The sequence below is a fragment of the Micromonospora sp. B11E3 genome (genome assembly GCF_039871625.1).
Lineage (GTDB): Bacteria > Actinomycetota > Actinomycetes > Mycobacteriales > Micromonosporaceae > Micromonospora.
On sequence record NZ_JBDPMC010000004.1, the window covers coordinates 16,539 to 40,899 of the forward strand.

Genomic DNA, 24,361 nt, shown 5'->3' on the forward strand with positions numbered 1-24,361 from the left:
ACACCCACGCGCTCCCCGACCCCGCCCCTCAGTGGAAGAAGTGGCGGGTTCCGGTCAGGTACATCGTCACGCCGGCCTCCTTGCAGGCGGCGACGACCTCCTCGTCCCGGATGGAGCCGCCGGGCTGGACGATGGCGCGGATGCCGGCCTCGATGAGGATCCGCGGGCCGTCGGCGAACGGGAAGAACGCGTCCGAGGCGGCGACCGCCCCCCGGGCCCGCTCGGCGCCGGCGCGGGTGACCGCGAGCCGCGCGGAGTCGACGCGGTTGACCTGGCCCATGCCGACCCCGACGGTCGCGGCGTCCCGGGCCAGCAGGATCGCGTTGCTCTTCACCGCGCGCACCGCCCGCCAGGCGAAGGCCAGGTCACGCAGCGTCTCCTCGTCGGCCGCCTCGCCGGTGGCCAGCCGCCAGGCGGCCGGGTCGTCCCCCGCGGCGTCGACCCGGTCGCGCATCTGGACCAGCACGCCGCCGGTGACCTGCCGCCACTCGGCCGGCAGCGGGTCGAACGCGGGGGCGTGCAGGAGCCGGATGTTCTTCTTCCCCCGCAGGATCTCGACCGCACCGTCCTCGTAGCCGGGGGCGACCAGCACCTCCGTGAAGATGTCGGCGACCTGCCGGGCCAGCTCGACGCTCACCGGTCGGTTCACGGCGATCACCCCGCCGTACGCCGACACGGGGTCGCACGCGTGCGCCTTGCGGTGCGCCTCGGCCACGTCGGCGCCGACCGCGATCCCGCACGGGTTGGCGTGCTTGATGATCGCCACCGCCGGCTGGTCGGCGAAGTCGTTCGCCGCGCGCCACGCGGCGTCCGCGTCGACGTAGTTGTTGTAGGACATCTCCTTGCCGTGCAACTGCTCGGCCTGGGCCAGCCCCGGCGGGCTGGCCGGGTCGGCGTAGAGGGCGGCGGCCTGGTGCGGGTTCTCGCCGTAGCGCAGCACCGCCCCGCGGCGCAGCGTCAGCCCGGCGAACCGCGGCCAGCCCTCGGCGTCCGGGGCCAGGGTGACCGCGCACCACTCGGCCACGGCCAGGTCGTACTCGGCGATGGCCGCGAACGCGCGGGCGGCCAGCGCCCGGCGCTCGGCCAGGGTGTAGCCCCCCTCGCCGAGCGCCGCCAGCAGGGCCGGGTACACCGCCGGATCGGTGACCACGGCGACCGAGGCGTGGTTCTTGGCGGCGGCCCGGACCATCGCCGGCCCGCCGATGTCGATCTGCTCCACGCACTCCTCGACGTCGGCGCCGGAGGCGACCGTGGCCTGGAACGGGTAGAGGTTGGACACCAGCAGGTCGATCCCGGCGATGCCGTGCTCGGCGAGCTGGGCGGCGTGCGACTCCTTGCGCAGGTCGGCCAGGAGGCCGCCGTGGATCTTCGGGTGCAGGGTCTTGACCCGGCCGTCGAGGATCTCGGGGAAGCCGGTCACCGACTCGACCGGGGTCACCGGCACCCCGGCTCCGGCGATGGTGGACGCGGTGCTGCCGGTCGAGACGATCTCCACCCCGGCCCCGTGCAGGGCCCGGGCGAGCTCGACCAGGCCGCTCTTGTCGTACACGCTGACCAGCGCCCGCCGGATCGGGCGGCGCTCGTCCTGAGTGGAACTCACGGGACCGTGACCTTTCTTCCGGTGATCGTCCAACCTTCGCGGACCAGGCGACCGACCTGCTCGACGAGCTGGCGCCGCTCGGCCTCCTTGATGCGCTCGGTGAGCGTCTCCTCGTCGTCGTCGTCCAGCACGGGCACGGCGACCTGCGCCACGATCGGGCCGGTGTCCATCCCGGCGTCGACGAAGAACAACGTCGCCCCGGTGACCTTCACGCCGTAGGCGAGGGCGTCGCGGGGGCCGTGGATGCCGGGGAACGCCGGCAGCAGCGTGTTGTGCGTGTTGAGGTACCGGTCGCCGAACGCGGCGAGGAAGTGCGGGCCGACCAGCTTGAGGAAGCCGGCGGAGATGACCAGGTCGGGCCGGTGCTCGGCGACCCGCGCGGTCAGCGCGACGTCCCAGTCCGCCCGCGTCGGGTGGTCCTTCACCCGCTCGACGAACGTCGGCACCCCCGCGGCGGACGCCCGGTCCAGACCGGCGATGCCGTCCCGGTCGGCGCCGACGGCCACCACCCGCGCGCCGTACGCCGGATCGGCGGCGGCGTCGAGCAACGCCTGGAGGTTGCTCCCGGAGCCGGAGACGAGGACGACGATGCGGGCGACGGGCGCGGTCACGCGACAACCCTATCGGGCAGGTCGAAGGGGGTGACGCGCGGGCGCGCGGGCGGCGCGGACCCCCCCTGCGGGCCGCCCCGGATCCCGCGCGCCCGGGGGCAACCAGGATGCGGACAACGGAAAACGGTGACCACCGTTGTCGCCGGCACCCTGTACGCTCCCGTCGCTCGGGGCCCCCCGCACGCCCGGCGCGCGCCCGGCCCCGCACCCGTCAGTGATCCGACACGTGCGTTGTGTCGATGAAACAAGGAGTAGGCAGCGATGCAGCCCGGTTACCAGGCGCCCCAACCGCAACAGATCAATAACAACATGACGATGTCCATCGTGGCCATCTTCCTCTTCTGGCCGCTGGCCATCCCCGCCATCATCAACGCGTCCAAGGTCAACGGGCTGCTGCAGCAGGGCGACTACGCCGGAGCGCAGGCGGCTGCCGCCGAGTCGAAGAAGTGGTCCAAGTGGGCCATCATCGTCGGCATCGTGTGGTTCGTGATCGTCCTCGTGTGCTGCGCGGTGGGCGGTCTGGCCGGGATCATGGGTGCGGACACGAGCACCAGCAGCTACTGACAGCACCCTCAGCCAAGGAGCACCAACGAATGCAGCCCGGTCAGGACCCGTACGGCCAGCAGCCCCACGATCCGTACGGCCAGCAGCCCCACGACCCGTACGGCCAGCAGCCGCAGGCGCCGTACGGTCAGCAGCCCACCTCGGGCCAGCCGTACGGGCACGACCCGTACGGCCAGCAGCCGCAGGCGCCGTACGGCCAGCAGCCCACCTCGGGCCAGCCGTACGGGCAGCCGACGTCGGGCCAGCCGTACGGACAGCCCACCTCCGGGCAGCCGTACGGGCAGGACCCGTACGCCCAGCAGCAGCCCTACGGCGCGGCCCCGACGTACCCGGGCGCCGGCTACCCCCAGCCGCAGGGGCAGCAGAACACGCTGGGCCTGGTGTCGATGATCCTCGGCATCGCGTCGATCCCGCTGGCGTGCTGCCTGTACCTGGGCATCCCCGTCGGCATCGCCGCGGTCATCACCGGCCACCTCGGCCGGCAGAAGGCGGCCCAGGGCCTGGCCAACAACGACAGCCAGGCCAAGACGGGCTTCATCTGCGGCATCGTGGGCGCCGGTCTCGGCATCCTGGTGCTGATCCTGGGCATCGTGGCGAACGTCAGCCTGCCCACGACGTGAGGCGGGCCGACCCGGCCAGAAGGGGCGCTCCGGATCTCCGGGGCGCCCCTTCCCGCGTCCGCGCCCCGGCTGCGCCGCGAAGCGCGTTGCCGGGGTTGCCGGGGCGGAGCGCCGGCCACAGGCGGGCAGGTGAGAGCCGCCCCACCGGAGACGTCAGGCGGGAGCCCTTCCTTTTCCCAGGACGCGGGTGGCGGCGGCCCCGAGCAGGGCACCGACCGTGATCACGGCGGTCGCCACCGCGGCCACCTGCCACGGAACCGGGCCGATCTCGGCCAGCCGGCCGCCGCCGAGCGGGCCGCCGGAGGCCGCCGCGAGCGCCCCGAGCAGCAGCCCGGCGACCGGTCCGGCGAGCGCCGCCGGGCCGAGCAGCGCCGGCCACGCCACCTCGACGCGGTCCTCCGCGGCCAGCCGGAGCAGCCGGCGGGCGAGCAGCCAGCCGGCGGCCATGCCGGCCAGCGCCGGGACCGCGAGCAGGGCGGCCCCGAATCCCTCGACCGGGCCGCCGGGCAGGCCGGCCAGCAGTGGTACGGCCGGCAGCGCGCCGACGGAGACCTCGCTGGTGCGTACGGCGGTGTCCGTGCCGACGGCGAAGCCCGGCCCGAGCAGGTAACTGGTCGACCAGATCGTGGCGTTGGGCGCGTAGGCGAGGCTGACCAGGGTGATTCCGGCCTGGCCGGCCACCCCCGTGTGGTACGCCCCGATCAGGTCCGCGGCGTCCCCGCCGCCGGTGGCCACCGCCAGCCCGGCTGCTCCGGCCCCCGCGCCGAGCAGCAGCAGGCCGGCGACCAGGCCGGTACGCAGGCCGTCGCGCGCCACGGCGGGCGCCCGGGCGGCGAGCAGGCCGGCCACCCCGGTGGTGCGGACCGCCCCGGCCAGGGCCGCGAGCGCGCCGACCACCGCGAAGGTCACCCCGGCGCGGACCGGGGACGCCCGGAGCCCGCCGCCGCTGACCAGCACCGCGGCGAGCGTGCCGAGCACCGCGTACCCGACGCCGACGGCACCGGCCGCGGTGAGCGCCTGGCGGGGGGAACGCCGACCCCGGGCGCCGATGGCCCGGCTCGTGTGCACGCCGGCCCGGGTCAGCCGCCAGACGGCCAGCGCGGCCAGCGCCAGCGGGGCCAGGCCGAGCGGCCCGGCGTCGGTGGACAGGGGCACGCCGTGGCCGAGCAGCCATCCGGCCAGCCCGGCGCGCAGCGCCCCGGTGACGGAGCCGGCACCCTCGCTGAGCTGGGCGAGGCCGAGCACCAGTGCGACGGGCAGGTACGACGTGAGCGCGGCCCCGACGGCGGCGACCCCGGCGGCCACCGCGAGCGGCGCGCGGCCCCGGGGCGCCTCGCCGGCCCGGGGCGCGGGCACCCGGGGACCCGGGACGCGGGCCGCGGGCCGGTCGTCGGCGCCGACCCCGGCGTCCGGACGGCGGGGCTGGTCAGGGGTGACGGAGGACATCGGCTCTACTCTGGCATGCCGCGCGGTTGCCGGCAGTCCGATAACACCTCGGGCCCGCCGCGAGTTCGGTGATCCAGCGCCCAGCGGCCCCGATCCGGAATAGCCTCGGCCCAGTACGCGACCTTTCCCAGCCACCGCTCGGAGGAAGCCGTGAACGCTCCGTATCCGCCGCCCCCACCTCCGGCCGCCGCCGGGCGCGACCGCACCACGCTGTGGGGTGTGCTGGGCATCGTCCTCGGCCTGCTCTGCTGCGGCGTCCTGGGGATCATCTTCGGCTACCTGTCGATCCGCGATGCCAGGCGATACGGGAAGTCCCCCGTGCTCGGCTACCTCGCCATCGCGTTCGGCGTGATCAACATCATCGGCAGCGCCATCCTGCGGGTCACCGGCAATCATCCGCTCTACCGCTGACCGGACGACACGAGGGGGCCGACCGCTGCGGTCGACCCCCTCGGCGCCTCGGAACGGCGTCAGCCGGCGGACATGATCTCCCGCATCAGCTTGGCGGTCTCGGTCGGGGTCTTGCCGACCTTCACGCCGACCGCCTCCAGCGCCTCCTTCTTCGCCTCGGCGGTGCCCGCCGAGCCGGAGATGATCGCGCCGGCGTGGCCCATGGTCTTGCCGGGCGGGGCGGTGAAACCGGCGATGTAGCCGACCACCGGCTTGGTCACGTTCGCCTTGATGAACTCGGCGGCCCGCTCCTCGGCGTCGCCGCCGATCTCGCCGATCATCACGATGGCGTCGGTGTCCGGGTCGGCCTCGAAGGCGGCGAGGGCGTCGATGTGGGTGGTCCCGATGATCGGGTCACCGCCGATGCCGACGCAGGTCGAGAAGCCGATGTCGCGCAGCTCGTACATCATCTGGTACGTCAGCGTGCCGCTCTTGCTGACCAGGCCGATGCGGCCGGAGCCGGTGATGTCGGCCGGGATGATGCCGGCGTTGGACGCGCCCGGCGAGGCGATGCCGGGGCAGTTCGGCCCGATGATCCGGGTCCGCTCCCCCTTGGCCACGTGGTACGCCCAGAAGGCGGCGGTGTCGTGCACCGGGACGCCCTCGGTGATCACCACGGCCAGCGGGATCTCCGCGTCGATCGCCTCGATCACGGCCGCCTTGGTGAACTGCGGCGGCACGAAGATAACGGTGACGTCGGCACCGGTCTCCGCCATGGCGTCGGCGACGGTCGCGAAGACCGGCAGCGCCGTCCCGTCGAAGTCCACGGTCTGGCCCGCCTTGCGCGGGTTGGTGCCGCCGACGACGTTGGTGCCGGCGGCGAGCATCCGCCGGGTGTGCTTGGAACCCTCGGAGCCGGTCATCCCCTGCACGATGACCTTCGAGTCCTTGGTCAGCCAGATAGCCATGATTCAGACCCCCGCAGCGGCCAGCTCGGCGGCCCGCTCGGCCGCGCCGTCCATCGTGTCGACCCGCTGCACCAGCGGGTTGTCGGCCTCGTCGAGGATCGCCCGACCGGCCTCGGCGTTGTTGCCGTCGAGGCGGACCACGAGCGGCTTGGTGACCTTCTCACCCCGCTGCTCCAGCAGGGCCAACGCCTGCACGATGCCGTTGGCGACCTCGTCGCAGGCGGTGATGCCGCCGAAGACGTTGACGAAGACGCTCTTCACGGCCGGGTCGGACAGGACGATCTCCAGCCCGTTCGCCATCACGGCCGCGCTCGCGCCACCGCCGATGTCGAGGAAGTTGGCCGGCTTGACGCCGCCGTGCCGCTCGCCCGCGTAGGCGACCACGTCGAGGGTCGACATGACCAGGCCCGCGCCGTTGCCGATGATCCCGACCTCGCCGTCGAGCTTGACGTAGTTGAGGTCCTTCTCCTTGGCGGCCTGCTCCAGCGGGTCCACCGCGGCCTGGTCGACCAGCGCCTCGTGGTCCGGGTGCCGGAACGCCGCGTTCTCGTCCAGGGTCACCTTGGCGTCCAGGAGCAGCAGCTTGCCGTCCCCGGTCTTGGCCAGCGGGTTCACCTCGACCAGCGTGGCGTCCTCGGCGACGAAGGCCTTCCACAGCCCGACGGCGACCTCGACGACCTGGTCGGCGACCTCGGCCGGGAAGCCGGCGGCGGTCACGATCTCCCGCGCCTTGGCCTCGTCCACGCCGGTGTTCGCGTCGATCGGCGCCTTGACGACCTTCTCCGGCGTCTCGGCGGCGACCTGCTCGATGTCCATGCCACCCGCGACGCTGGCGATGCAGAGGAAGGTACGGTTCGCCCGGTCGAGCAGGTAGGAGAAGTAGTATTCCTCGGCCACGTCCGCGGTCACGGTGATCATGACCTTGTGGACGGTGTGCCCCTTGATGTCCATGCCCAGGATGTCGGTGGCCCGGGCCACCGTCTCGTCCGTGCCCTCGGCCAGCTTGACGCCGCCCGCCTTGCCTCGGCCGCCGACCTTCACCTGCGCCTTGACGACCACCCGGCCGCCGAGGCGCTCGGCGATCGCCCGCGCCTCCTCCGGGGTGTCGGCGACGCCGCCGGCCAGCACGGGCAAGCCGTGCCGCTCGAACAGGTCCCGCCCCTGGTACTCGTACAGGTCCACGATTGCGCGTCCCGTCCTGTCTCCGCGGCGCGCCGTCGCGCCGCCACCAGCGTTGTGAAAACAGTTTGACGCCTGTCATCAGCTGACACAGGCCATTGCCGCAGCCTAGCGAGGCCGGCACGGCCGGCAACCGAGCGGGTGCGCGGTGTGCCCTACTCCACAGCGGCCACGCGAGCCCCCGGGCACGCCTACCAGCCCGGACGGTCCCACCGGTCGCGGCCGGCGGCCCGGCGGAAATCTCCGGACGATGTTGGCCGGGCGCGTAACCCCGCCGTGGGGGCGTCGTTGAGTCAGATGTCGGAGCGCTGGTCAGCGCGATGACGGGAGACGGCCGATGCCCTGTCGGTCGAGGGGTGGCGGCGGGGCATCGTGCATAGAGGGGCCGGACGTGTGAGGGGTGCGTCCGGCCCCTCCCCCCGTTCTCCGGGGGGAGGGGCCGGCCCGTTCGTCTCGCGAGGGCGCCGGCCCGGGTCAGCCGACCGGCTGGGCCACGTTCGCCCGGACCCACTCCACGATCGACTGGGTGGTCGCGCCCGGGGTGAAGATCTTGGCGACCCCGAGCTGCTCCAACTCGGGAATGTCGGCGTCCGGGATGATCCCTCCGCCGAAGACGACGATGTCCCGGGCGTCCCGCTCGCCGAGCAACTCGATCACCCGACGGAACAGCGTCATGTGCGCCCCGGAGAGCACCGAGAGCCCGACCGCGTCGGCATCCTCCTGGATCGCCGTCTCCACGATCTGCTCCGGAGTCTGGTGCAGGCCGGTGTAGATGACCTCCATGCCGGCGTCGCGCAGGGCGCGCGCGACCACCTTGGCCCCGCGGTCGTGGCCGTCGAGGCCCGGCTTCGCCACGACGACTCGGATACGAGAGCTCATCAGCGGACACCCTTCCCGGCGCTACGACTGTCACCTGAACGAACGGTAACCCGACCGGCCGGCGGCGGGGAATCCGGGCGGCGCCACTCGGAAGCCCCGGGGCGCGGAGGCCGGGCCGAACGTGTCCGCCGTCACGCTACGCGACGAAAACGCTCCGCAGGGGTGTCATCCGCCAACGCGACTAGATCTGACAATACGGGATGCAAACGGACAGATCGACACGCCAATTTGGCCGTCTGGCTTGTGACCAGCGTGGCGGTTGGCTACCGTGTCCACGGTTGTCATCAGGTCCACGGACGGGTGACGACGCGGCCAGCCGAGGTTCACCACCGCTTCACGGACGCCGGCGGGTCGTATCGGAACCCCGACAACGGAGGGTGTGCGTGCGCCAGCGCCTGTCGTCTGAGCCCGATAGATATCGCGGTCGCCGCCGCGTACCCACGCCCCCGCGGAGCCGCTACGCCGCCGTGGTCACCACCGCGTTCGTCGGTGCTGGCATGGTCGCGCTCGGCGCGGCCGCCCTGCCGGACGCCAAGAGCGTCGACCCGGCGGTCCTCGACGAGCTCAGGCAGGCCTCCGTCGCCAGCCAGGACGCGACCCTACGCGCCGACTCCGCCGACCGCGCCTCCCGCGCCGACCGGTCGGAGACCAAGGCCTCCGCCGAGCAGGACGTCTGGCTGCTGCCCCTGCAGGGCTACGACTTCGACTCCGCGTACGGCATGCGCTGGGGCAAGCTGCACACCGGCGTGGACCTGGTCGCGCCGGAGGGCACCCCGTACGTCGCGATCCACGACGGCACGGTCACCAAGGCAGGCTGGTTCGGCGGCTACGGCTACACGGTGATCGTCAAGCACGCCGACGGCAGCGAGGCCATCTACGGCCATTCCTCCGCGCTCACTGTGCAGGAGGGCCAGCAGGTCAAGGCCGGCGACCAGCTCGGCCTGGTGGGCGCCACCGGCCACGCGTACGGCTCGCACCTGCACCTGGAGATCCATGTCAAGGGCGAGCCGAAGGACCCGGTGCCGTGGTTGCAGGAGCGCGGAGTGGACATCAAGATGCAGGTTGAGGCTTTCTACACCGAGGTAGCCGCGTCCTGACACCGCGTACCGACCGTTGACCGCCCGGATCGCTCGATCCGGGCGGTTTTTCGTCGCCGCCCACCGGTCGAATGTCTGCTGCGCCACATCGACAGGTGTGACGGACGACACGAGCCGCATGATCACTTATCGGGACAGGACGGCCCGGTCGGGCACGCATCGGGCGCGGGCGGTCCCCGGGCCGCCGCCCGCACCCCGCCCCCGCACCCGGGCGGACCGGCGCGGACACCAGTATTTCGAGGTCCGCCCCACCCCGAGACGTGAAGGTCCGCCCGTGCAGGAAGACGACATCCACAGCGGAAGCACCACGGCCGCCCCGGGCCGGCACCGCCTGGACCGCCGCCGCCGCGGCGGCCGTGCCCTCGTGGTCGGCGGGGTGGCCCTGGTCGGGCTCGGCCTGGCCGGGGTGTCCGTCGTCACCGCCGCCGGCGGTAGCGACGGGCCGACCGCCGCCGTCGCGGTCGACGCCCGGGCCCGCGCCGAGGACGCCGCCCGCGCTGACCGCTCCACGCGGGACTCCGCCAGCCCGGTCACCCCCTCGGCCGGCCCGGCCACCTCGTCCCCGAGCCCGTCGACCGCCAGCCCGAGCCCGGCCAGGACGGCCAGCTCCACGCCCACCGCCACGGCGAAGCCGAGGACGACCAGCAAGCCCACTCCCGCCTGGGTCATCCCCATGAAGGGCGCCCAGATCACGTCCTGCTACGGCCAGCGCTGGGGCACCCTGCACGCCGGCATCGACTTCGCGATGCCCGCCGGCACCCCGATCCACGCCGCCGCCGCGGGCACGGTGGTCAAGGCCGGCGACGTAGGCGACGGGTACGGCATCTCGGTCTTCGTCGACCACGGCAACGGCTACCTCACCCACTACGCCCACCAGAGCCGCACCGCCGTCAGCGTGGGGCAGCGGGTGAAGGCCGGCCAGGTCCTCGGCTACGAGGGCGCCACCGGCGACGCCACGGGCCCGCACCTGCACTTCGAGGTGCACAAGGGCCAGATGTGGAACCAGATCGACCCCGCGCCGTTCCTGCGCGCCCGGGGCATCGACGTGGCCTGCTGAGCCTCTGCAGATCCTCGCCAGGTCCTCCGCAGCGCGCTCCAGGCAGGCGTCACGACCCCAGCGGGGAGGGCGCCGAATCTGGTTCCGGTGCGGCATCGCGCTGCCCCGAGCGGGCCCGGCCGCCGGCGACTCGGCGACGTAGCCACCGCACTGGTCGGACGCGTTCGATCGGCAGGAAGCTCAACATCGCCACCTGGTGCGGAAGGAAAGAAATCGAGATGGCCGCGAACGTCACGAGGTGAAACAGGTAGAAGCCGGAGATCGCGACGTAACGGGCACGCTTGCGCAGGACGAAGACCAGCGGACTGGCCAGTTCGAACGCCACGATGCCGAACTGCGCGGCGATGAGCAGGCCGGGCACGTCGGTCAGCAGTTCGGTCCATTCCGCGCCCCGGCGGACGACGGCCCGGGTGAGTGTGGCTCCCGTGAGCCACTCGATACCTCCATAACGGAGCTTCGCCCACGCGGCAAGGAAGTACGTGGCGACAACGGCGAGTTGGGTCACCCGCAGGGACCACCCACCGCGAACGCTTCTCGTCGAGTCGCCATGTCGGGCGCGCCCGACGGTCGGCAGGGTCAGGAGCGCGACAAGGAGGGCGAACCGGTCGTGGTCGACTTTGCCGTAGCTGAAGACGATCACCAGCCACTCCAGGTACAGGGCGGCGACGGTCCACCCCAGCAGCCGGGGCGCGCGACCGGTGGCGGCGACGAGCGCTGACACCAGGAGCACCCAGAACACGGTGGTGACCACCGCGGCGGTGGGGGCCGGCAGCGGCAGGATCCGACCGATACGCAGTGGCTCGTACAGCTCCGGTGGCACGGCGGTGCGGTTGCGAACCCAACCGGTGAAGATCGTGATGTCGGCGATGACGAACAGGTAGACACACGTGCGGAGGGCCGCCACGCGGCCGAGCGGCACCGGGGGCATCAGCCACTCGGTCACCCGCCTCATCGGGGCACCTGCCACTGCGCGACTACCTCGTCCCGGAAGGATCCGGTGGGGCGCCCATCGGACAGCTCATGCCGGCGGATGATCACGGACACCGTGGCGAGCCGGACGTCCGGATGCCGCCGTCGATAGGCGTGCGCGATTATCCGCAGTTCCGTGGGATCGGCCGTAAACCGCCCCACCTGGCCCTCCACCTCGGCTCGCCGCACCCCGGTGTCGTTCTCGGTCAAGATGATGCGCCTACCCGTGTCGGTGGCCGCCAGAACGAGTGCCTCGGACACCGGATCGTCCGGACTGTCGGCGTAGGCGTACATTTTGAAGGGACCGAACGGGAAGTCGTCGTCACTTCCCGCGACAGTGCCCGCCACGAGCAGGCCGGCGGCCAGAACGGTGACGACAAGGCGCGCAAGCCGACCGGGCCTGGTCATGGAGTCCATGCCAGCACCTTACTGTTGACGGGCATGCGGGCTGTCCCCTCGAGTTGGCTCGCGGGGAGGAAAGAATGCAGCCGCAGGGTAGGCGGACGCTCTGGTTGGCCCGCACCGGTCTCTGGATTGCGGTCGCACTCGTCGTGGCCCTGCAGGTGGCGGGAGCGCTGAACCGTCCGGTCCGTGACCGCCTGGCCGACCTCCATGTCTACTGGGGCTCCGTGCGGGTGCTCCTGGACGGGGGCAGTCTCTACGACTTCGCGGCGTGGAACGATGCTCCCTTCACGTACCCGCCTTTTGCCGGCCTGCTGTTCACGCCCCTGGCCCTGATAGCCGAGGCGCCACTGCGGGCGCTCTGGACGTCGGCGACGATCGGCGTGGTGATCGGGCTGGCGGTGCTCGTCAGGCGGGCGGACGGACTCCGCTGGATCGATCCCGCGCTGCGCGTGCCGGTCGTGGCGCTGCTGCTGTTCGGCTCCGCGCCGGTGTCGAGCAACCTCCGCTTCGGGCAGATCAGCGTGGTACTGGTCGCCCTGGTGCTGGTCGACTGCCTCGGGATCATGCCCACCCGGTACCGCGGCGCACTCACCGGCATCGCGGCGGCGATCAAGCTCACCCCCATGATCTTCGTGGTGTACTGGTGGGTTTCCGGCCAGCGGCGCACGGCGATCAACGCCGTGGCGGCGTTCGGCGCCTGTACGGGTGTCGCCTGGCTGGTCCTGCCGGGGGAATCGGTCCGCTCTGGTTCACCGAGATCTGGAACGTGAACCGCGTCGGCAACATCGCCACCGGTGGCAACCAGTCCCTCAACGGGGCCCTGCTCCGCTTGGAGGCGCCGGACACCTGGCGTACCGCCCTGGCGGGGGCGATCGGCATCGCGGTCGTGGTGGTGGCGCTGATCCGAGCGTCCCGCGCCAACCGCAACGGCGATCCGTTCGCCGCCGCAGTGATCATCGGCGCTGCCGGGCTCGTCTTCTCACCGGTGTCCTGGACTCATCACCAGGTGTGGCTGGTCCTCGCCGGCCTGATCGCGGTCGGGGGGCGGCGCGGCACCATCGCCTGGTTCGCGCTGGTGGCGGCAATCATGGTCCTACCCGTGACATCGCTCGGGGCGACGCTGCCGACCACGGCCCTCACCGGAAACGCCCGGCTGCTGCTCGCCGTGGCCGTGGCGTGCCTGGTGCCGTTCGCCGCGCTGCGGAGGAAGAGGGCGGATCAGGAGCCGGCGGCGAGACCGTCCGCTGGCGCGCTGTCGATGGACGCCGACCCGGTCTGATCCGACGTCAGGCGGCTGCGGTGCGCGGGCGAGGAGGCGTCGGTGGGCCAGACCTTCGACGCGGCCCGTCCCCGCGGCCAGATAGCCTTGGGCCCCATGACCACGAAGCTCACAGAAGCGTCGTCCGCCGCGCCGGATATCGAGAGGCCGGAGCTGCGCAGGCGCCGGATGCGGGCGACGGGGATCTGGACGGCAGCCTTCGGCGCCGGCTGGTTCCTGATCGGGCTACCGACCGATCCGCTCTACGCGTTCTTCTGGCTGTGGGCGTTGACCATCGCCTGGCGCAGCCACCTGCCCTGGCGGCGCCATCTCGCCTTCGCCCGCGACTGGGTGCCCGTGGTGGTCCTGCTGGCCGTGTACAACTTCTCCCGAGGCTTCGCTGACAACGGCACGGTTCCGCACGTACAGGAGCTCATCGGCGCCGACCTGGCCATGTGGGGCTGGGCCACTGGCGGCCAGGTGCCCACCGTGTGGTTGCAGAGCCACCTCTACGACCCGGATTCGATCCGCTGGTACGACGTGCTCGCCAGTTGGGTCTACTTCTCCCACTTCGTGGCATCGCTCGGTGCGGCCGTGTACCTGTGGTTGCGGTCCAGGCCCCGGTGGGCGAAGTTCATGCGGAGATGGTTCGTGCTCAGCGCGGCCGGCCTGGCGACGTACTTCATCTACCCCGCCGCTCCGCCGTGGTGGGCGGCGGAGTACGGCTACCTCACCGAAGAGGTGGCTCGCATCTCCACCCGAGGATGGCACGCGTTCGGCATGCACGGTGCCGGCAATCTGCTCAGCCTGGGTCAGTACGCCGCCAATCCGATTGCCGCCATCCCCTCGCTGCACACCGCGTTCGCGCTGTTCGTGGTGCTGTTCTTCCTGCCGACGACGCGGCGGCGCTTCTGGCCGCTCCTGTTGGCCTACCCGCTGGCCATGACCTTCACGCTGGTCTACGCGGGCGAGCACTACATCATCGATGTCCTGATCGGTTGGGCCTACGTCGTGGTGATCTTCCTGCTGGTCGGTGCGGGCGAGCGCTGGTGGAGCGCCCGCCGCCGCACGAACCAGGACCGAACGAGCGAGCGCCAGGAAACGAGCGAGCGCCAGGAGTCGGCTCTGCCTGCCTGAGCCACCACCGAACGGCTGGCCACTCGCTCCGCGCGGCCGACACGGACCACCCTGCATTCGGCGTACAGCTCTCCCGGCCCTGACCTGGACCGGCGCGTCGAGTGTTCCTGACGGTGCCCCGGGCCGGTGGGCCCGGGGCACCGCCGCGTTCCTACAGCTTCTCGATGGGCGCGTGCCGCAGCACCAGCCACATCGTCTGGTCCCCGAAGTCGATCTGGACACGCGCGCCGGGGCCGTGCCCCTCGACGGCGAGCACCCGGCCCAGGCCGTACCGCTGGTGGTTGACCCGGTCCCCGGCCGCCACCTTCGGCGCCTGCGGCAACTCACTCGCCGTCGTCAGCCGGCTGCCGTCCACGCCGAGCCGCTTGGCCAGCTGGGCGGCCCGGGGCGTGCCGCCGGTGAAGCCACCGCGCCCGCGGTCCGCGCCACCCGTGCCGCCCGCGCGGCCGCCGACCCCGCCGCCGCCCCCGGCCCACGACGTGTACGACCCCTCGGTGCGCTCCCACCGAACCAGCTCCGGCGGCAGTTCCTCCAGGAAGCGCGACGGCGGGTTGTAGGCCGGCTGCCCCCACGCCGATCGGGTCACCGCGCGGGACAGGTAGAGGCGCTGCCGGGCCCGGGTGATGCCCACGTACGCCAGTCGGCGCTCCTCCTCCAACTCGCGGGTGTCGCCGAGGGAGCGCAGGTGCGGGAAGACGCCGTCCTCCAGCCCGGTCAGGAACACCACCGGGAACTCCAGGCCCTTGGCGGTGTGCAGCGTCATCAGGGTGACCACGCCCTGGTGGTCGGGGTCGTCGGCGGGGATCTGGTCGGCGTCGGCGACCAGCGCCACCTGCTCCAGGAAGCCGGCCAGCGTGGCCCGCTCCCCCTCGGCCCCCAGCGCCTCGACCCGCTCGGTGTACTCCCGGGCGACGCTGACCAACTCCTGGAGGTTGTCCACCCGGCCCGCGTCCTGCGGATCCAGGCTCTCCTCCAGCTCGGTCAGGTAGCCCGAGCGGGTCAGCAGCGCCTCCAGGACCTCCTCCGGGGTGCCCGTCTCGGCCACCTCCCGGGCGCCGTCGAGCAGGGCGACGAACTCGGCGATGGCGTTCGCCGCGCGGGTGGAGATGCCCGTGGCCTCCTTGGCCCGGCGCAGCGCGGCACCGAAGGAGATGCGGTCCCGGCTGGCCAGCGCCTCCACGCACGCCTCCGCCCGGTCGCCGATGCCGCGCCGGGGGGTGTTCAGGATGCGCCGCAGGCTCACCGTGTCGTCGTCGTTGACCACCGCCCGCAGGTACGCCAGCGCGTCGCGGACCTCCTTGCGCTCGTAGAAGCGCACCCCGCCGACCACCTTGTACGGCAGCCCGACCCGGATGAACACCTCCTCGAAGACGCGGGACTGGGCGTTGGTGCGGTAGAAGACCGCGACGTCGCCGGGGCGGGCGTCGCCGGCGTCGACCAGCCGGTCGACCTCCCGTCCCACCCAGTCCGCCTCGGCGTGCTCGGTGTCGGCGACGTACCCGACGATCTGCTCGCCGGCCCCGGCGTCGCTCCACAGCCGCTTCGGCTTCCGGCCGGTGTTCCGGTCGATCACCGCGTTGGCGGCGTTGAGGATGGTCTGGGTGGAGCGGTAGTTCTGCTCCAGCAGGATCGTGCGGGCGTCGGTGAAGTCCCGCTCGAACTCCAGGATGTTGCGGATGGTCGCGCCCCGGAACGCGTAGATCGACTGGTCGGCGTCGCCGACCACGCACAGCTCGGCCGGCTCGACGCCCTCGGTGCCGGAGACCAGCTCCTTGATCAGCACGTACTGGGCGTGGTTGGTGTCCTGGTACTCGTCGACCAGGACGTGCCGGAACCGGCGGCGGTAGCTCTCCGCGACGTGCGGGTGCGCCTGGAGCAGGTGCACCGTCGTCATGATCAGGTCGTCGAAGTCGAGCGCGTGCGCCTCGCGCAGCCGCCGCTGGTAGAGCGTGTACGCCTCGGCCAGCGCCCGCTCGTTGGGGCCCTTGGCCCGGGCGGCGAACTCCTCCGGGTCGACCAGCTCGTTCTTCAGGTTGGAGACCTGGGCCGCCAGCCCGCGCGCCGGGTAGCGCTTCGGGTCGAGATCCAGCTCACGGGCGACGAGCTGCATCAGCCGGCGGGAGTCGTCGGCGTCGTAGATCGAGAAGGTCGACTTCAGGCCGGCGTGCTCGTGCTCGGCCCGCAGGATGCGCACGCAGGCGGAGTGGAACGTCGACACCCACATGAGCCGGGCACGCGGGCCGACGAGCTGCGTCACCCGGTCCTTCATCTCGCCCGCGGCCTTGTTGGTGAAGGTGATCGCGATGATCTCGCCGGGATGCACGTCCCGGGCGGCGAGCAGGTACGCGATCCGGTGGGTGAGCACCCTGGTCTTGCCGGAGCCGGCGCCGGCCACGATCAGCAGCGGCGAGCCGCCGTGCGTGACGGCGTCGCGCTGGGGGCCGTTCAGGCCCTCCAGCAGCTGCTGCGGGTCGCGGTGGACGACCGGGCCGGGCCGGCGCGGCGGGGCCGACGCGGGCTCGGGCGCGGGCGGGGACGCGGGGATGTCGAAGAGAGGCTGCATCGCACGGCGAGTCTATGCCTCCGGCCGGACACTTCCCGACCGCGCACGGCGACACGGTCGCAGGGAAGGCCCCCTTCCAGGAGGACGGCGTCAGCCCAACTTGATCTTCCCGTCAAAAAAGCCGCACCCGTACGAGTTTCTGCGAGGTTCCGTGAACCCAGCACCGGATGCACCCCGTTCTGCTGTCGAGATGTTGCGCGCGCGTCAGGCGCAACTGATCCACAGCAAGGTCCCAGTACATCACCGAGCGTGAAGGGTGGAACCACATGAAGCGGATGCGTACGTTGCTAGCTACCGCGCTTACCGTCGGTCTAGCGGGTCTGCTTGCCCCTCTCGTCAGCCCGTCTCCGGCAAGCGCCGCTTGGTCGGACTGCCCGTCGGGCCAGTTCTGCATCTTTGACAACATCTATTTCGGGGGAGCCTATTTCACCCCCTGGTGGAGCAGCCCAAGCCAGTTGAACAACTTCTCTTACGCAAACTTCAACGACAGAGCCAGCTCTGCCGTGAACAAAACGGGTTACAGGTGGTGCCTTTACGAGCACGCGTATAAAGGTGGCAACTACTTGGTATTCCCGCCGAACACGCAGATCAGTGACTTCCGCCCGTACGGCTGGAACGACCGCGCCAGCAGCACCGCAATATGCTGACCCAGCGTGACGCGGACTAGCTAGTCAGCCGAGCACGAGACGGCGTCGCCGGCCGCCCCTTCGAGCCCAGTATGCCGCTCCCATCCAGCGACGCTGAGAGAGCGTCGGGTAACCGGCTGGGTGTGATGGGTTACGACGAGACACGCCTTGGGCGCGGGGGCCCTTGTCAGGGCCGCTGGACGGCCGGCGGACCGAATGGCGGGAATCCTTGCGAACCCGGAGCCGGGCTGGGCATACTCGACGGCGTGTTCGGTCAGCGCTACTACTTTTACTATGGCACCGGAAGTCCGGCAGCCGTGGGTAGCGCCTGATCAGGTCAGACCTACGAAAGCCCCGGGCTCCTGGAGCCCGGGGCTTTTCCGTTCCGGGATCCGGGCACCGGGCCCGACACCCGAGGGGTACGGCGATGATGACAGACGTGGTGGAGCAGAACAGCGGCGCGGAGTCCCGTCAGGGCGGCGGGCGCACCGAGGCGCCGGCCGGGGCGACCGGGACGGGCACCGAGGACACGGCCGCCGCGGCCCGGATCGTCGCCATCCGCGAACGCATCGACGAGATCGACCGTACCCTCATCGAGCTGTGGCACGAGCGGGCAAGCCTCTCCCGGGAGGTCGGGGCGACCCGGATGGCCTCCGGCGGCACCCGGCTGGTGCTCTCTCGGGAGCGCGAGATCCTGGAGCGGTTCCGTCAGGAGCTGGGCGCCGACGGCACCCAGCTCGCCCTGCTGCTGCTCCGCGCCGGCCGCGGCCCGCTGTAGACCGGCCCACCGGGCCGCTGCAGACCGGCCCACCGGGCCCCTGTAGGCCGCCCGGCCCACCGGCCCGCTGTGGGCCGCCATGCACGGCCCGGCGCACCGGCCCGCCGCCATCGCCGTGACGTGCCCCGACCTCAGGGGGTCCGGAAACGCGGAACCGCCTGCCGGCATCCGCGTGGACGCCGGCAGGCGGTCGGGGTCGGCCAGCCCGCGAGGCTCACGCCTCGTGGGTGGCGACGATCTCGCGCTTCTCCGCGAAGTGGCAGGCGCTCGGGTGGTCCGAGCCGGAGCGGATCTCCAGCAGTGGGACCTGCTCGGCGCAGGCGTCCTGCGCCTTCCAGCACCGGGTACGGAACCGGCAGCCCGAGGGCGGGCTGATCGGGGAAGGGACGTCACCGGTGAGCCGGATGATCGCCTTGTTGTCCCGCAGCGTCGGGTCCGGCACCGGCACCGCCGACAGCAGCGCCTGCGTGTACGGGTGGGTCGGCCGCTCGTAGATCTCGTCCTCGGTGCCGATCTCGACGATCTTGCCGAGGTACATGACCGCGACCCGCTCCGACAGGTGGCGGACCACCGACAGGTCGTGCGCGATGAAGATGTACGACAGGCCGAACTCCGCCTGGAGCTTCTCCAGCAGGTTCATGACCTGGGCCTGGATCGACACGTCCAGAGCGGACACCGGCTCGTCGCAGACGATGATCTCCGGGCGCAGGGCCAGCGCCCGGGCGATGCCGATGCGCTGCCGCTGGCCGCCGGAGAACTGGTGCGGGTACCGGTTGATGTGCTCCGGGTTCAACCCGACCAGGTCGAGCAGCTCCTTGACCTTGCCCCGCCGGCTGCCCTTCGGGGCCACCTCCGGGTGGATCTCGAACGGCTCACCGATCAGGTCGCCGACCGTCATCCGCGGGTTCAGCGACGTGTACGGGTCCTGCATCACCAGCTGGATCTGGCGGCGCAGCCGGCGCAGCGCGCCGCCGGACAGCCTGGAGATGTCCTGCCCCTTGTAGTGCACGCTGCCGGCGGTCGGCCGCTCCAGGTTCATCAGGACCCGGGCCAGCGTCGACTTGCCGCAGCCGGACTCGCCCACCACGCCGAGCGTCTCGCCTGACTTCAGCTCGAACGAGACCCCGTCGACGGCCTTGACGTGACCGATGGTCTTCCTGAACACGATCCCGCGCGTGACGGGGTAGTGCTTGACCAGGTCACGGACCTCGAGGATGTTCTCAGTCACGGTTCACCAGCTCCTCGGCGAAGTGGCAGGCGCTGGCCCGGCCGCTGCCGATCTGCAGCAGCGGCGGCAGCTTCTCCCGGCAGACCGGCTGCGCCATGGGGCAGCGCGGGTTGAACGGGCAGCCCGGCGGGATGTTCATCAGGTTCGGCGGCAGGCCCTTGATGGTGCGGAGCTGCTGCCCCTTCTCGTCCATCCGCGGGATCGAGTCGAGCAGGCCGAGGGTGTACGGGTGCGCCGGCTTGGCGTACAGGTCGTACACGTTGGCTTCCTCGACGATCCGGCCGGCGTACATCACCGCGATCCGGTCCGCGACGTCGGCGACCACGCCGAGGTCGTGGGTGATCAGGATCAGGCCCATCCGCCGCTCGCGCTGGAGCTCGGCCAGCAGGTCCATGATCTGGGCCTGCACGGTCACGTCGAGCGCGGTGGTCGGCTCGTCCGCGATCAGCACCTCCGGGTCGAGCGCCAGCGACATCGCGATCATCGCGCGCTGCCGCATGCCGCCGGAGAACTGGTGCGGGTAGTTGCTGTACCGGCCCTTGGCGTTCGGAATCTTGACCTGGTCGAGCATCTCGATCGCGCGCTTCTTGGCGTCCGCGCGGCTCATGCCCCGGCGGACACGGAACTGCTCGGCGATCTGGAACCCGACGGTGAAGACCGGATTCAACGCGGAGAGCGCGTCCTGGAAGATCATCGCGATGCCCTCGCCGCGGATGCGGCGGCGCTCCTCGGCGGACATCTTGAGCATGTCCTTGCCGTGGAAGCGGACCTGGCCCCCGGTGACGAAGCCGGGCGGCGTGTCGAGGATACCCATGATGGTCTGCGCTGTGACGCTCTTGCCGGAGCCGGACTCGCCGAGCACGGCGAGGGTCTCCCCCGCGTCGACGTGGTACGTGACACCGTTGATGACCTTGGCGACGCCGTCCCGGGTGCGGAACTCCACCCGCAGGTCCTCGACCTCGAGGAGGCGCCCCGAGGGACGGCCGGATCCGTCGGCGCCCGTCGCGGACTGCTCGGACACGAGAATGTCGGACATTGAAGAATCTCCCCTAGCGCAGTTTCGGGTCGAGGGCCTCGCGGACCGTCTCGCCGAGCATCACGAAGCTGAGGACGGCGGTGACGAGGAACGCGGCAGGGAAGAAGAGCAGGTAGGGCGAGACCCGGATGTAGTTCTGCGCCTCACTGATCATGATGCCCCACGAGACCACCGGGGTCTTCAGGCCGATGCCCAGGAAGGACAGCGTGGCCTCCGCGCCGATGAACGACCCGACCAGGATCGTGCCGTAGACGAGCAGCGGGGCGAGGCAGTTGGGCAGCAGGTGCTTCAGGATGATCCGGCCGGTGCCGGCCCCCAGCGCCCGCGCGGCGACGATGTAGTCGGCCTCCTTGGTGGCCAGCACCGAGGAGCGCATCAGCCGCATCACGACCGGCCAGCCCAGCACGCTCAGGGACATGATGACCAGGGCCATGATCTGCCACTCGCTGTTGCTCGAGTCCGCCCCGTTGAAGGTGGTGAGAATGACGATCGCGCCGAGCACGAACGGCAGGCCGAAGAAGATGTCGGCGAACCGGGAGAGCAGTGCGTCCACCCAGCCGCCGCGGTAGCCGGCGATGATGCCCAGCGTGCCGCCGATCAGCAGCGTCCCCATCACCGAGAGCAGGGCCACCACGATGGAGGCGCGGGCGCCGTAGATGGTCCGGGCGAAGACGTCCCGGCCCTGCACGTCGTAGCCGAACCAGGCGTCGCCGGACGGCCCGACGCGGCTGTTCGCCAGCGTGCCGTTGACCGCGTCGCCCGAGGTGAACAGCGACGGGAAGGCCGCCATCACCACGAAGATCAGGATGAAGAAGGCGGAGATCCAGAACAGCGGCTTGCGGCGCAGGTCGCGCCACGCGTCGCCGAGCAGGCCGCGGGGCTTCTCCTTGCGGGCGTTCCCGGGCAGGCCCGCATCGGTGGGGGCCCCGACCTCGTTGGGATTGGTCGACGGCGGGGTCGAGACGATCGACGCGGTGCTGGGGTCACTCATAGCGAATCCTCGGGTCCAGGGCGGCGTAGAGCAGGTCCACCAGCAGGTTCATGAAGAGGTAGACGAGCACCAGAACCACCACGATGGAGACGACCGTAGAGCTCTGCTTGGTCACGATCGCCCGGAGCGCCTCGCGGCCGATGCCGTTGATGCCGAAGATGCCCTCGGTGATGATGGCGCCACCCATGAGCGCGCCCAGGTCGGTGCCGAGCAGGGTGACCACCGGGATCAGCGAGTTGCGCAGCAGGTGGACGCCGACGACCCGCCGCATCGGCAGGCCCTTCGCGATGGCCGTGCGGACGTAGTCTGCGCGCCGGTTCTCCGCGATGCTCGTGCGCGCCACCCGCGCGACGTACGCCGTGGACGCGCTGCCGAGAACGAAGCCTGGAATGATCAGTTCGGTGAACCGCATCTCGCTGGAGACCGTCGGGGTGACGATCTGCCACGTCACGCCGAACAGCCACTGGAGCACGAAGCCGACGACGAAGACCGGCAGCGCGATCAGGAACAGCGACGAGACGAGGACCAGGTTGTCGAGGAAGCCGTTGCGCCGCAGGCCGGTCAGGACGCCGGCGGTCAGGCCGATGATTGCCTCGATCGACAGGGCCACCACAGCGAGCTTCAGCGTGTTCGGGTACGCCGTCGCGATGATGTCGCTGACCTCGCGGTTGTTGAACGTGGTGCCGAAGTCCCCCTGGAACAGGTTCTTCATGTAGGTGGCGTACTGCACCCAGATCGGCTGATCGAGCTGGTACTTCTCGGTCATCATGTTGATGTACACGTCCGGGCACCGGCGGTCGCCGCACTTGCCGGCGAACGGGTCACCCGGCACGGACCAGACGAGCCAGTAGATCAGGAACGTCGTACCGATGAAGACCGGGACGAGTTGCAGTAGCCGTCTCAACAGATAACGGCCCATGGGGTGGACCTCCAGAAAGGGGGGGCGTCGGGCGACCGGCGCGGGGGGCGTCAACGTAGCGAGGGCTCTTGTACACCTCTCGCGGAACGGCCCCGGGCCGGACCCACCGGTAGGTGAGCCCGACCCGGGGTCAGACCGTTCGGATCAGAGCTCGACCGAGGTGATGTCGAGCTCGCCGACGTTGGTCAGCTCCATCTTCTTGATCTTCGTCGAGTAGCCGGACTGCTGGCCACCGAAGTAGATCGGGACGGTCGGAACGTCCTGGTCGATCAGCTTGACGGCCTCGGCGAACTTGGCGTGCGAGGCGTCGAGGCTGGGAGCACCGCTGGCCTCCTTGGCCAGGGCGTCGACCTGCGGGTTGCTGTACAGACCGTCGTTCGAGGAACCACCGGTCACGTAGAGCGGGTTGACCCAGTTCTCCACGTCCGGGTAGTCCTGCTGCCAGCCGGCGCGGTACATGCCCTTCATCTTGTGGGCGTTGATGTTCTGGCGGAACACCGCGAAGGTCGGCACACCCTCGGCGACGGCGTCGATGCCGAGGTTGGTCTTGATCTGCTGCGCGACGGCCTCCATCCACTCCTTGTGGCTGGCGTCCGCGTTGTAGTAGAGGGACAGCTTGCCGGTGAAGCCGCCCGCCTCGGCGAGGAGCTTCTTGGCCTCCTCCACGTTGAACTGGCAGGCGGTGCAGTTGCCCGGCTGCGCGCCCGGGGTCAGCGGGTTGGCCCAGCTGTCGGCCGGCTTCCGGTTACCGAAGAAGATCTTGTCGGTGATCTCCTGCCGGTTGATCGACATCGAGATCGCGCGACGCAGCTTCGGGTTGGTGAAGCGCTTGTCGTAGATCGGGAAGGCGATGATGCCGGTCGACGGGGTGGTCGACGCGACGGCGCGCTCGCCCAGGTCCGTCTTCCACTTGTCACCCGCCAGGGCGGAGACCGGAACCTGCTGCTGGAAGTCCAGGTTGCCCGAGACCAGGTCGCTGTAGGCCGCGTTGTCGTCCTGGTAGATCTTGACGGTGACGTCCTTGATCTTCATCTTGTCGCGCAGCTGGTAGTCGTCGAAACGAGTCAGCTTGATGGCGACGTTGTTCTCCCAGGAGACGAACTTCACCGGGCCGTTACCGATCGGCTTCTTGCCGAACTCCTCGGCGCTCTGAGTGAAGAACGCGTCCGGCAACGGCATGAAGGTGCTGTAGCCGAGCTTGGTCGGGAACACCGCGGTCGGCGCCGCCAGCGTGACCTCGAAGGTCCAGTCGTCGACGACCTTCAGGCCCTTCATGGTCTTCGCCGCCGGCTCCGGGGCCTTCTGCGGGCCGTCCGGGCCGTCCGGGTCCACCGTGTTGACCTCGGAGAAGCCGTCGATGTCGGCGAAGAAGCTGGAGTTCTGCGCGCCGTTCGGCCCGTAGGCGCCCCAGTTCCAGGCGTCCACGAAGTTCTTGGCCTTGACGGGGGTACCGTCGTGGAACTTCGTGTTCTGCTTGATCTTGATCGTGTAGACCTTGGAGTCGGTCGTCTCGATCGACTCGGCGACGGCGTTCTGCGGAGCACCACCGTTGTTGGGGTACTCGACCAGGCCGGTCCACATCCAGTCGATGATCTTGCCACCGTTGGTCTCGGTGGTGCTCGCCGGGATCAGCGGGTTCTCCGGCTCACCACCGTCGATGACGATGGCGCCGTCCGCGCTGTTACCGGTGTCGTCGCTGCCACTGTCGCTGCTGGAGCAGCCGGACGCGACGAGCGCGAACGCCGCGCCCACCGCGATCGCGCCGCTCGCCCGCTTCGAGACTCTCATTCCGAGGGGCCTCCTCTTTCTAACCAGGTTCGTCGTCGTTCGACGTGTTGGGGTGACGCCGCCGGTGGCCTCGACCACCGACCACCGGTCCACCGCAGAGAAATCGGGACACCCCTGATGTACCGATCCGCCGGGCCACCGCACCGTCCGGGCTCGCCACCACGCACGACTCGGCGACCACGAAACGTGACCTGTCGGTCGGATCCGTGGTCGTGAACCGAACGGGGTGCCTAACGCCGGGGGTGAGGTGCT

Annotated in this window: 24 protein-coding genes; 10 read left to right on the top strand and 14 right to left on the bottom strand. The window is 70.9% G+C overall.

What is annotated here, in order from left to right; translation table 11 throughout:
• Nucleotides 1–28 precede the first annotated feature (28 nt).
• Both purH and purN read right to left on the bottom strand, forming a co-directional pair.
• A complete protein-coding gene (gene purH / locus ABGB16_RS03270; RefSeq protein WP_347666455.1) occupies nt 29–1,600 on the bottom strand; it encodes a bifunctional phosphoribosylaminoimidazolecarboxamide formyltransferase/IMP cyclohydrolase in 1,572 nt (523 codons plus the stop codon).
• Nucleotides 1,597–2,211 carry a phosphoribosylglycinamide formyltransferase gene (gene purN / locus ABGB16_RS03275; protein WP_347666456.1) on the bottom strand — a complete coding sequence of 205 codons (615 nt, stop codon included), beginning with the start codon at nt 2,209–2,211 and terminating at the stop codon, nt 1,597–1,599. Before purN ends, purH begins: the two co-directional genes overlap by 4 nt.
• Before the next feature lie 315 nt (nt 2,212–2,526).
• Between purN and ABGB16_RS03280 the strand changes: the two genes are divergently transcribed.
• Nucleotides 2,527–2,775 carry a CD225/dispanin family protein gene (locus ABGB16_RS03280; RefSeq protein ID WP_347666457.1) on the top strand — a complete coding sequence of 83 codons (249 nt, stop codon included), beginning with the start codon at nt 2,527–2,529 and terminating at the stop codon, nt 2,773–2,775.
• Between the two features lie 29 nt (nt 2,776–2,804).
• Complete coding sequence (locus tag ABGB16_RS03285; RefSeq protein WP_347666458.1) at nt 2,805–3,395, top strand: hypothetical protein; 591 nt, start codon at nt 2,805–2,807, stop codon at nt 3,393–3,395.
• A gap of 153 nt (nt 3,396–3,548) precedes the next feature.
• Here ABGB16_RS03285 and ABGB16_RS03290 read toward each other — a convergent pair whose 3' ends face one another.
• A complete protein-coding gene (locus ABGB16_RS03290) occupies nt 3,549–4,841 on the bottom strand; it encodes a DUF6350 family protein (protein ID WP_347666459.1) in 1,293 nt (430 codons plus the stop codon).
• A gap of 150 nt (nt 4,842–4,991) precedes the next feature.
• Between ABGB16_RS03290 and ABGB16_RS03295 the strand changes: the two genes are divergently transcribed.
• Nucleotides 4,992–5,252, top strand: coding sequence for a hypothetical protein (locus ABGB16_RS03295; protein ID WP_347666460.1), 261 nt, complete (start codon nt 4,992–4,994; stop codon nt 5,250–5,252).
• 59 nt (nt 5,253–5,311) lie between these two features.
• On the opposite strand, the gene sucD is transcribed toward ABGB16_RS03295, so the two are convergent.
• The 3 genes from sucD to ABGB16_RS03310 all read right to left on the bottom strand — a co-directional run bounded on the left by sucD (nt 5,312) and on the right by ABGB16_RS03310 (nt 8,257).
• Nucleotides 5,312–6,199, bottom strand: a complete 888-nt coding sequence (gene sucD / locus ABGB16_RS03300) for a succinate--CoA ligase subunit alpha (RefSeq protein WP_347666461.1) — start codon at nt 6,197–6,199, stop codon at nt 5,312–5,314.
• Nucleotides 6,200–6,202: 3 nt separating this feature from the next.
• Nucleotides 6,203–7,381 carry an ADP-forming succinate--CoA ligase subunit beta gene (gene sucC / locus ABGB16_RS03305; RefSeq protein WP_347666462.1) on the bottom strand — a complete coding sequence of 393 codons (1,179 nt, stop codon included), beginning with the start codon at nt 7,379–7,381 and terminating at the stop codon, nt 6,203–6,205.
• A 471-nt stretch (nt 7,382–7,852) separates the two neighbouring features.
• Nucleotides 7,853–8,257: a cobalamin B12-binding domain-containing protein gene (locus ABGB16_RS03310; RefSeq protein ID WP_145773587.1), complete on the bottom strand. Its 405-nt coding sequence runs from the start codon at nt 8,255–8,257 to the stop codon at nt 7,853–7,855.
• Nucleotides 8,258–8,640: 383 nt separating this feature from the next.
• Here ABGB16_RS03310 and ABGB16_RS03315 point away from each other — a divergent pair, with 383 nt between their 5' ends.
• Together ABGB16_RS03315 and ABGB16_RS03320 are read left to right on the top strand one after the other, a co-directional pair.
• On the top strand, nt 8,641–9,354 hold the full coding sequence (locus tag ABGB16_RS03315; RefSeq protein WP_347666463.1) for a M23 family metallopeptidase: 714 nt from the start codon (nt 8,641–8,643) through the stop codon (nt 9,352–9,354).
• Nucleotides 9,355–9,628: 274 nt separating this feature from the next.
• A complete protein-coding gene (locus tag ABGB16_RS03320; RefSeq protein ID WP_347666464.1) occupies nt 9,629–10,411 on the top strand; it encodes a M23 family metallopeptidase in 783 nt (260 codons plus the stop codon).
• A gap of 49 nt (nt 10,412–10,460) precedes the next feature.
• Here ABGB16_RS03320 and ABGB16_RS03325 read toward each other — a convergent pair whose 3' ends face one another.
• Together ABGB16_RS03325 and ABGB16_RS03330 are read right to left on the bottom strand one after the other, a co-directional pair.
• Entirely contained in the window at nt 10,461–11,363 is a 903-nt protein-coding gene (locus ABGB16_RS03325) for an MFS transporter permease (protein WP_347666465.1), read from the bottom strand.
• Nucleotides 11,360–11,797: a hypothetical protein gene (locus ABGB16_RS03330; protein WP_347666466.1), complete on the bottom strand. Its 438-nt coding sequence runs from the start codon at nt 11,795–11,797 to the stop codon at nt 11,360–11,362. The genes ABGB16_RS03325 and ABGB16_RS03330 overlap by 4 nt, the downstream gene beginning before the upstream one ends.
• Before the next feature lie 65 nt (nt 11,798–11,862).
• Between ABGB16_RS03330 and ABGB16_RS03335 the strand changes: the two genes are divergently transcribed.
• The 3 genes from ABGB16_RS03335 to ABGB16_RS03345 all read left to right on the top strand — a co-directional run bounded on the left by ABGB16_RS03335 (nt 11,863) and on the right by ABGB16_RS03345 (nt 14,180).
• Complete coding sequence (locus tag ABGB16_RS03335; protein ID WP_347666467.1) at nt 11,863–12,555, top strand: glycosyltransferase family 87 protein; 693 nt, start codon at nt 11,863–11,865, stop codon at nt 12,553–12,555.
• A complete protein-coding gene (locus ABGB16_RS03340; RefSeq protein ID WP_347666468.1) occupies nt 12,552–13,064 on the top strand; it encodes a hypothetical protein in 513 nt (170 codons plus the stop codon). The genes ABGB16_RS03335 and ABGB16_RS03340 overlap by 4 nt, the downstream gene beginning before the upstream one ends.
• Before the next feature lie 168 nt (nt 13,065–13,232).
• Entirely contained in the window at nt 13,233–14,180 is a 948-nt protein-coding gene (locus ABGB16_RS03345; protein ID WP_347666589.1) for a phosphatase PAP2 family protein, read from the top strand.
• Between the two features lie 151 nt (nt 14,181–14,331).
• Here ABGB16_RS03345 and pcrA read toward each other — a convergent pair whose 3' ends face one another.
• Nucleotides 14,332–16,743: a DNA helicase PcrA gene (gene pcrA / locus ABGB16_RS03350; RefSeq protein WP_347666469.1), complete on the bottom strand. Its 2,412-nt coding sequence runs from the start codon at nt 16,741–16,743 to the stop codon at nt 14,332–14,334.
• Nucleotides 16,744–17,009: 266 nt separating this feature from the next.
• Between pcrA and ABGB16_RS03355 the strand changes: the two genes are divergently transcribed.
• Entirely contained in the window at nt 17,010–17,390 is a 381-nt protein-coding gene (locus ABGB16_RS03355; protein ID WP_347666470.1) for a peptidase inhibitor family I36 protein, read from the top strand.
• A 406-nt stretch (nt 17,391–17,796) separates the two neighbouring features.
• Entirely contained in the window at nt 17,797–18,147 is a 351-nt protein-coding gene (locus tag ABGB16_RS03360; RefSeq protein ID WP_347666471.1) for a chorismate mutase, read from the top strand.
• Nucleotides 18,148–18,361: 214 nt separating this feature from the next.
• On the opposite strand, the gene ABGB16_RS03365 is transcribed toward ABGB16_RS03360, so the two are convergent.
• The 5 genes from ABGB16_RS03365 to ABGB16_RS03385 all read right to left on the bottom strand — a co-directional run bounded on the left by ABGB16_RS03365 (nt 18,362) and on the right by ABGB16_RS03385 (nt 24,109).
• Nucleotides 18,362–19,375: a dipeptide ABC transporter ATP-binding protein gene (locus ABGB16_RS03365; protein WP_347666472.1), complete on the bottom strand. Its 1,014-nt coding sequence runs from the start codon at nt 19,373–19,375 to the stop codon at nt 18,362–18,364.
• Nucleotides 19,368–20,396: an ABC transporter ATP-binding protein gene (locus ABGB16_RS03370; RefSeq protein ID WP_347666590.1), complete on the bottom strand. Its 1,029-nt coding sequence runs from the start codon at nt 20,394–20,396 to the stop codon at nt 19,368–19,370. The genes ABGB16_RS03365 and ABGB16_RS03370 overlap by 8 nt, the downstream gene beginning before the upstream one ends.
• Nucleotides 20,397–20,424: 28 nt before the next feature.
• Nucleotides 20,425–21,402 (bottom strand): ABC transporter permease, encoded by a 978-nt coding sequence (locus ABGB16_RS03375; RefSeq protein ID WP_347666473.1) that lies wholly within the window; start codon nt 21,400–21,402, stop codon nt 20,425–20,427.
• Entirely contained in the window at nt 21,395–22,321 is a 927-nt protein-coding gene (locus ABGB16_RS03380) for an ABC transporter permease (RefSeq protein ID WP_347666474.1), read from the bottom strand. The genes ABGB16_RS03375 and ABGB16_RS03380 overlap by 8 nt, the downstream gene beginning before the upstream one ends.
• A gap of 144 nt (nt 22,322–22,465) precedes the next feature.
• On the bottom strand, nt 22,466–24,109 hold the full coding sequence (locus ABGB16_RS03385; protein ID WP_347666475.1) for an ABC transporter substrate-binding protein: 1,644 nt from the start codon (nt 24,107–24,109) through the stop codon (nt 22,466–22,468).
• Nucleotides 24,110–24,361 lie beyond the last annotated feature (252 nt).

Excerpts from the sequence above, each read along its gene's own strand:
- ABGB16_RS03310 (WP_145773587.1), bottom strand. The coding sequence starts at position 8,257 with ATGAGCTCTCGTATCCGAGTCGTCGTGGCGAAGCCGGGCCTCGACGGC.
- ABGB16_RS03290 (WP_347666459.1), bottom strand. The coding sequence starts at position 4,841 with ATGTCCTCCGTCACCCCTGACCAGCCCCGCCGTCCGGACGCCGGGGTC.
- ABGB16_RS03335 (WP_347666467.1), top strand. The coding sequence starts at position 11,863 with ATGCAGCCGCAGGGTAGGCGGACGCTCTGGTTGGCCCGCACCGGTCTC.
- ABGB16_RS03380 (WP_347666474.1), bottom strand. The coding sequence starts at position 22,321 with ATGGGCCGTTATCTGTTGAGACGGCTACTGCAACTCGTCCCGGTCTTC.
- pcrA (WP_347666469.1), bottom strand. The coding sequence starts at position 16,743 with ATGCAGCCTCTCTTCGACATCCCCGCGTCCCCGCCCGCGCCCGAGCCC.
- ABGB16_RS03375 (WP_347666473.1), bottom strand. The coding sequence starts at position 21,402 with ATGAGTGACCCCAGCACCGCGTCGATCGTCTCGACCCCGCCGTCGACC.
- sucD (WP_347666461.1), bottom strand. The coding sequence starts at position 6,199 with ATGGCTATCTGGCTGACCAAGGACTCGAAGGTCATCGTGCAGGGGATG.
- ABGB16_RS03330 (WP_347666466.1), bottom strand. The coding sequence starts at position 11,797 with ATGGACTCCATGACCAGGCCCGGTCGGCTTGCGCGCCTTGTCGTCACC.
- ABGB16_RS03325 (WP_347666465.1), bottom strand. The coding sequence starts at position 11,363 with ATGAGGCGGGTGACCGAGTGGCTGATGCCCCCGGTGCCGCTCGGCCGC.
- ABGB16_RS03385 (WP_347666475.1), bottom strand. The coding sequence starts at position 24,109 with ATGAGAGTCTCGAAGCGGGCGAGCGGCGCGATCGCGGTGGGCGCGGCG.
- ABGB16_RS03345 (WP_347666589.1), top strand. The coding sequence starts at position 13,233 with ATGCGGGCGACGGGGATCTGGACGGCAGCCTTCGGCGCCGGCTGGTTC.
- ABGB16_RS03360 (WP_347666471.1), top strand. The coding sequence starts at position 17,797 with ATGATGACAGACGTGGTGGAGCAGAACAGCGGCGCGGAGTCCCGTCAG.
- ABGB16_RS03280 (WP_347666457.1), top strand. The coding sequence starts at position 2,527 with ATGTCCATCGTGGCCATCTTCCTCTTCTGGCCGCTGGCCATCCCCGCC.
- ABGB16_RS03355 (WP_347666470.1), top strand. The coding sequence starts at position 17,010 with ATGAAGCGGATGCGTACGTTGCTAGCTACCGCGCTTACCGTCGGTCTA.
- ABGB16_RS03285 (WP_347666458.1), top strand. The coding sequence starts at position 2,805 with ATGCAGCCCGGTCAGGACCCGTACGGCCAGCAGCCCCACGATCCGTAC.